At 36.3% G+C, this 6,774-nt stretch carries 5 protein-coding genes; all 5 read left to right on the top strand.

The genetic code is table 11. The annotated features are described in order from the left end of the window. Positions 1-1,345 (top strand): ABC transporter ATP-binding protein (locus tag HMPREF9074_RS08420; RefSeq protein ID WP_034540273.1); only part of this gene is annotated, 1,345 nt, incomplete at its 5' end. A gap of 27 nt (positions 1,346-1,372) precedes the next feature. Next, positions 1,373-2,332 (top strand): hypothetical protein, encoded by a 960-nt coding sequence (locus tag HMPREF9074_RS08415; protein ID WP_009391160.1) that lies wholly within the window; start codon positions 1,373-1,375, stop codon positions 2,330-2,332. A 52-nt stretch (positions 2,333-2,384) separates the two neighbouring features. Further along, positions 2,385-3,356 carry a hypothetical protein gene (locus HMPREF9074_RS08410; protein WP_009391161.1) on the top strand — a complete coding sequence of 324 codons (972 nt, stop codon included), beginning with the start codon at positions 2,385-2,387 and terminating at the stop codon, positions 3,354-3,356. A gap of 220 nt (positions 3,357-3,576) precedes the next feature. Further along, on the top strand, positions 3,577-4,698 hold the full coding sequence (gene dnaN / locus HMPREF9074_RS08405) for a DNA polymerase III subunit beta (RefSeq protein ID WP_009391162.1): 1,122 nt from the start codon (positions 3,577-3,579) through the stop codon (positions 4,696-4,698). A gap of 395 nt (positions 4,699-5,093) precedes the next feature. Continuing rightward, a partial coding sequence (locus tag HMPREF9074_RS08395) for an LTA synthase family protein (RefSeq protein ID WP_034540265.1) occupies positions 5,094-6,774 on the top strand: 1,681 nt, incomplete at its 3' end.

Genomic DNA, 6,774 nt, shown 5'->3' with positions numbered 1-6,774 from the left:
ACAGTACTCTTTGCTTTCGGGATTAGAGGCGTACGTACGCGAGCCGCTGACGATACTTTTTTCGATAATAGTGATGTTGGGCATCAGTGTGAAGCTGACTGTTTTCACCTTTGTATTTATACCGATAGCGGCTGCGGTGATTTCGAAGATAGGAAAATCGCTGAAAAAGAACTCGATAGCTGTACAACAAGAGCAGGGGCGGTTTCTTTCGCTTATAGAAGAGACGATAGGAGGCTTGCGCGTGATAAAGGCTTTTACGGCAGAGCATATTTTTACTCAACGTTTTAGTCAGTCGAGTGAGCACTTTATGAAGATGAGCAATAAGGTGATGAACCGTCAGAACTTAGGGTCGCCAATGAGCGAGTTTCTCGGTATACTGATGATAGCGATATTGCTTTGGTTTGGAGGTTCGCTGGTATTGCTTGACAAGACTTTAGAAGGTACGCAGTTTATTGCTTTTATGGGCTTGGCTTATAATATTTTGACTCCCGCTAAGGCTATCAGCAAGGCTTCGTATGATATGAAAAGAGGGAATGCTGCGGCTGAGCGTATATTGGAGATACTGGATTACGACAACCCGATAAAGGAAAAAGAACAGCCTGTGGTGATGCAGGATTTTACTACAGCTATTCGTTTTGACAAGGTAACTTTTAGATATGAAGAGGCTAATGTGCTGACTAACTTCACATTGGAAGTGCCTAAAGGCAAGACAGTGGCTTTGGTAGGGCAGTCGGGGAGTGGAAAGAGTACCGTGGCAAACCTCATCACTCGTTTTTATGATGTGAATGAGGAGCAGGTGCTGATAGATGGGGTAGATGTGCGTGATATGCAGACGGATTCGTTGCGCCACCTGATAGGTGTGGTATCGCAGGATTCGATTCTTTTTAACGATACCATTAAGAATAACTTGCTGATAGGCAAGCCTTCGGCAACAGATGAGGAGATTGTAGCGGCTACTAAAATAGCAAATGCTTACGAATTTATACAAGACCTCCCTGATGGGTTGGATACAAATATAGGGGATGCCGGTAGTAAGCTAAGTGGGGGACAAAAGCAGCGCTTAAGTATAGCGAGAGCGGTGTTGAAAAATCCGCCTATAATGGTGCTTGACGAAGCGACTTCGGCATTGGATACTGAGAGTGAACGCTTGGTGCAAGTTGCCTTGGAGAATATGATGAAGAACCGCACTTCGGTAGTGATAGCTCACCGCCTTTCTACCATACAAAATGCTGACCATATAGTGGTGATGCAAAAAGGACAGATAGTGGAGCAAGGCACGCATACGGAACTACTGCAAAAGCAGGGGATGTATAAGAAGTTAGTGGAGATGCAGTCGTTTGAGTAATTAGCAAATCAGTAAATTAGTAGAATTATGAAAAAGATTTTATTAATATGTTTTGTAGCAGTGGTTTTTCTCACTAATGTTTTTATGACTTGTTCAAAAATGGAAGAAACTATTTTGAAAGATAATAAAACAAAAGTGATGAAACATAATTATATAATCGTTAATTCTGTCGATAATACTCCTGTTGAAGTAGAGGTAAGCTATTCTGTATATAGAATAGGGAATAGTGAAAATATAGTAAAAACAGAGCGTAAAACTACTCCTTTTATATTAGGGGGAGAGGAGGTAAAGATTAAGTATGACAGTTTAGAACTTTCTTTTAAGGGAGATATAAGAAGTAATTATAATAAAATAAGAAGAGAGTTTATGCCAAAAGGGGCTGATTATCTATATATCAATAATCTTTCTGCTGTAGATTTGGAATATTGTGTGATAGGAAATGAAGAAGTGGAATATTATAGTTTGAAAGAGATATCAAACTTAGATATTAGTAATAAAAATGATGTAAATAGTAAAAAGATGCTTAAATGGTATCCGACCCCTATTTATAAAGGAACTTCAATATTGTATTTACTTTACCCTGAAAAATCACCTCAAAAACAAGTATATATTTATTGGAAAGATATGGAAAAAAGAGATGGTTTGAAAATAGCAACAGCAAGTTATGCTAAATCTATATCTTTGAAAACACCTATTTTTGGAGAAGTAAGGGTGGATAGCCCTTATTCTTTGAATAAAGTTTTAGAATTGTATAGGGAAGAATTTTCTAATAAAGAACAGCTATTTGATAACTATGAATTTTATAATAATTCTTGTTATTCATTTTCAGAGGAAAGTTTGCGGTATAGTACTAAAGGAGAGAATATAAAATGGTATGGGATTATATCAGCAGGAGATAGACTTGAGAATAAAGGACAATTATATTTTATAAATATCTGTGGTCGTTCTAAAGGGAGTGATTATTTTGGAGAAAAAGGATACTACTAATGTTAGGATGTTAAGTTATTTTAGTTTCTACGGTTTTTAACTTGAAAAAAAGATGAAACATATTTTACTAAAAATATTTGGAATATTAGCTGCTCTTCTAAATATATGTGGGATGTGCAATAAGCCACCTGAAATGGAGGTGAAAGCTACTAAAGAAAAGGTGTTTAATCATAATTATGTAGTGATTAATTCTGTAGATAATTCTCCTGTAGAAGTAGAAGTGAGCTACTCTATTTTTGTAAGAGGAAACTCTGATAATATTATAAAAACAGAGAGAAAAACAACTCCTTTTGTATTGGGAGGGGAGGAAGTGAAAGTGATATACGACAGCTTAGCTACAATGTATGCGGGGGAAGTAAAAAGTACTTGTAATAAAATACAAAGAAATTATACTCCTAAAGGAGCTGATTATTTGAGTATTAAAAACTTATCATTGACTACGGACATTGAGTATGCAGTAGTGGGTAATCAATCTATTACATATTATTCATTAGCAGAACTCAATAGTGTAGATGTTGGTGATAAAAATGCTATACCTAATAAATTGAAAGTACTTAAAAGCTATCCCACTCCTATTTATAAAGAGACCCCTGTGTTATATCTGCTTTATCCAGAAAAAGCACCACAAACGCAGGTGTATGTACCTTGGTCAGAAGGGCGCGATGATAAAGGTCTGTTTATGACGTGGAGTGTATATGCAAAACAAGTAATGCTTAAGCCCCCTTTGTTAGGAGAACTTACTCTAAATACTCCTTTTTCAGCACAAGAGGTATTAAACTTGTATAAAAAAGAGTTTCAGGGACAAAGTTTACTGTTTGAAAATTATAAACAATATAATTATCATATAGGGTACTCATCTCCAGAGAGAAGTTTATGGTATAGAACAAGGTTATTTAATATGCAATGGTATGGAAAGATAGCCGCAGGAAAAGAGTTTGAGAATAAAAAAGAGGCTTTTGTTTTCTTTGTAAATTCTGTTAGTAAATATATGGGGTATGGTTATTTTGATGAAAGAGATTACTAATATAGTAATTAGTTTAAACGCTATAATTAACAAATGAAACTATATAAAATTTAAAAAAGCACTTACTACAGTTTTATGGTAGGTGTTTTTTGTGTATTATGAAAAAATGACTAGGAGAAAAAAATATTAAAAAATATTTGGTAGTAATAAATTTTCTTATTACTTTTGCCATTATTACTCCCGATGAGGGGGAAGATTTGTCGTTTAAAATACATAAAATATGAAATTTATAGTATCAAGTTCGTATCTATTAAAGAAATTGCAAGTGTTTGGAGGTGTTATCAATAGTAGTAACACTATGCCTATACTTGATAATTTCTTGTTTGAACTTTCACCCAATTCATTAACTATTTCAGCCTCAGACCTTGAGACTACTGTGAGAGGAACGTTGGAAGTGGAGTCGGATTCTGTGGGGAGTATTGCTATTTCGGCAAAGCTTTTGACTGATATTCTGAAAACTTTCTCAGAACAACCACTTACTTTTCTTGTAAAAGAAAATAATATTATAGAAATTAGTTCGACAACTGGTAACTATACATTGGCATACCTTGATGGGGCAGAGTTCCCTCAGCCAGTGGCTTTGCCAGAAGCTAACAAAGTAACGCTATTAGGTGACGTGTTAGCAACTGCTATACAAAAGACGATTTTTGCAGTAGGGAATGATGACTTGCGTCCGACAATGAGTGGGGTGCTATTTCAGTTTAACGAGCAAGGGCTTACCTTTGTAGGTACTGACGCTCATAAATTGGTAAAATACGAACGTGCTGACATTAAAGCTACAGAAGCTACTGACTTTATTATGCCTAAAAAGCCGCTCAATATATTGAAGGGTATTTTGGCAGGTAGCGAAACTCAGGTAACTGTAGAATACAATGAAAGCAACGCTGAATTCTCATTTGATGATATGGAGTTTATCTGTAGATTGATAGATGGTAAATATCCAAATTACGATGCGGTTATTCCGAAAGAAAATCCTAATAAGCTGACGCTAAACCGTTCGCAATTCTACAACTCGGTGAATCGTCTTTCACTATTTTCTAATAAAACGACTCACCAAGTACGCTTGAAAGTAGCTGGTTCAAGTCTTATTATTTCGGCAGAAGATGTAGACTACAGCAATAAAGGTGAGGAGCGTTTGACTTGTAACTATCAGGGCGATGATATGGAAATAGGGTTTAATTCTAAATTCTTGAAAGAGATGATTAACAATCTTGACTCTGACGAGATATTGTTAGAAATGTCACTGCCTAATCGCGCTGGTATTATCACCCCTATTGATGGTTTAGACGAGGGAGAAAAAGTACTGATGCTGGCGATGCCTATAATGCTTAACAATCAGTAAAAGATAGTTTTTTTTATTCATATCTATTGAAAAAAAGTGCTTTTGAGAAGTTTTTTCTTGAAAGCACTTTTTTTAAGACAAAAGACGAGAAGCGAGAGACGAATGGGGGCGAAAAGAAAGTACTGATTTTTTTCGGTGGTTTGGAAGTTTTTTATTACTTTTGCAAAATAATCCCAAATTGTTGGTGGAGCAATCTGAAAAGTTCCACCTAACCTTAAAAAGAACTTATTAATACCAATGAGTTATTTTGTAATTTACTGATTATTAACATCCCCCCTATGCACATACTCCGCTGCGCCTGCTCGCGGACTTCCTTCAAAGGGGGAGATGTGATGGTATGCATACACGAATATTAGTAAAAAGGGGGGATTTAATGATTGTTTATAATTTGATATATGAAATACTTTATAGGAAAACTTAAACCTTTCGCTTATATAGCTGGCTTATATGTAATAATATCGCTGATAATGCGCTGTGTGTTTGTATTTCACCCTATCACAACGGCTTCTTTTTCTTTTGTAGAAGTGCTGAAAATATGTAGTATAGGGTTGGTTTCAGACGTGCTAACAATAGTACTGGCGATGGGTATTTTGGCTATTTACTTCCTTTTTATAGCCAATGTGAAATACAAAAAGCCTTATGGTTATCTCATCTTTGGGGCATTGGTGCTCTTCTTGCTCTATATCCAATTCTACCCTAATAATATATTTGAGCAGTACGGAGGGGTTATTCCTGAAATAGCATTGGCTTTTTTTGGTTTTAAAACCTTCTGTTTTGGTCTTTTGCTCTTCTTGCCTAAATATCGCGTAACACTGCGCAATATTCTCTATTTCATCACTTTATTTATTTATATTTTTGCAATAGTGATGAATGCGGTAAGTGAGTATTTCTTTTGGAATGAATTTGGTATTCGGTATAACTTTATAGCCGTAGATTATTTGATTTACACTAATGAAGTGATAGGGAATATAATGGAGAGTTACCCTGTGGTGCCGCTGTTTTCTGGGGTATTTGCAGTAGTATTGGCGCTCACTATATGGGTATTTGTAAAGACAAAATCGGTTTTGACCTCTATTCCGACCCTATTGCAAAAGAGTATATATGTGCTTAACTATGCAGTACTTTCCCTCTTAGCGATTTGGGCTTTACCAGCACTGCACAACTTGAGTGGTAGTAATATATTTGCACAAGAAATGCAAGCTAATGGAGTTTATAAATTCTATTATGCTTTCACCCATAGTGAGTTGGATTACGCTCAATTTTATCCTACTTTAGAGGAAGCCGAGGCTGAAGCAACACTTCTACAACAGATGAATGCTCCTGCCATTGAGCGTACTGTAGCTGCTAAGGGGCAAGAGCAACGCCGTAATGTGGTGCTTATTTCGGTAGAGAGTTTGTCGGCTGAATATCTTGCTCTCTATGGTAATGATGATAATCGCACACCGTTTTTAAACGAATTGGTAGACAAGAGTCTGTTTTTTACTAATCTTTATGCTACGGGAAATCGCACGGTACGTGGATTGGAAGCTTTGACGCTCTGCATACCCCCCACACCAGGGGAAAGTGTGGTAAAACGCAAGGATAATAAGAATAAGTTTACTACAGGTAGTGTGTTTAGAAGTAAAGGGTATGATGTGAAATTCCTTTATGGAGGCGATAGCTATTTTGACAATATGAAGGATTTCTTTACCGGTAATGGTTATGAGATAGTAGATAGCAAGAGTTTTTCGCCTCAGGAGGTTACTTTTTCGAATATATGGGGTGTTTGTGATGAAGATATGGCCAATAAAGCTATAAAAGTGATGAATGAGCAGGCTAAAACAGGCAAGCCATTCTTTAATCACTGGATGACAGTTAGCAATCACAGACCTTTTACTTATCCAGATGGAAAAATAGATATACCACCTACCCTAAAGAAGCGAATAGGAGGCGTGAAATATACTGATTATGCGCTAAAACACTTTTTTGAATTGGCTAAACAACAAGAATGGTATAAAAACACCTTGTTTGTGATAGTGGCAGACCACTGTGCTTCGAGTGCAGGTAGTACCGAATTGCCCCTTGATGGGTATAGGA

The sequence above is a fragment of the Capnocytophaga sp. oral taxon 329 str. F0087 genome (assembly GCF_000213295.2).
Taxonomy (GTDB): domain Bacteria; phylum Bacteroidota; class Bacteroidia; order Flavobacteriales; family Flavobacteriaceae; genus Capnocytophaga; species Capnocytophaga leadbetteri_A.
Note: the sequence above shows the minus strand (reverse complement) of the source record. Positions and strands in the feature narration are given on the sequence as shown.

Bases quoted from the DNA above. Each gene is read 5' to 3' on its own strand.
- HMPREF9074_RS08415 (WP_009391160.1), top strand. From the start codon at position 1,373: ATGAAAAAGATTTTATTAATATGTTTTGTAGCAGTGGTTTTTCTCACT.
- HMPREF9074_RS08410 (WP_009391161.1), top strand. From the start codon at position 2,385: ATGAAACATATTTTACTAAAAATATTTGGAATATTAGCTGCTCTTCTA.
- dnaN (WP_009391162.1), top strand. From the start codon at position 3,577: ATGAAATTTATAGTATCAAGTTCGTATCTATTAAAGAAATTGCAAGTG.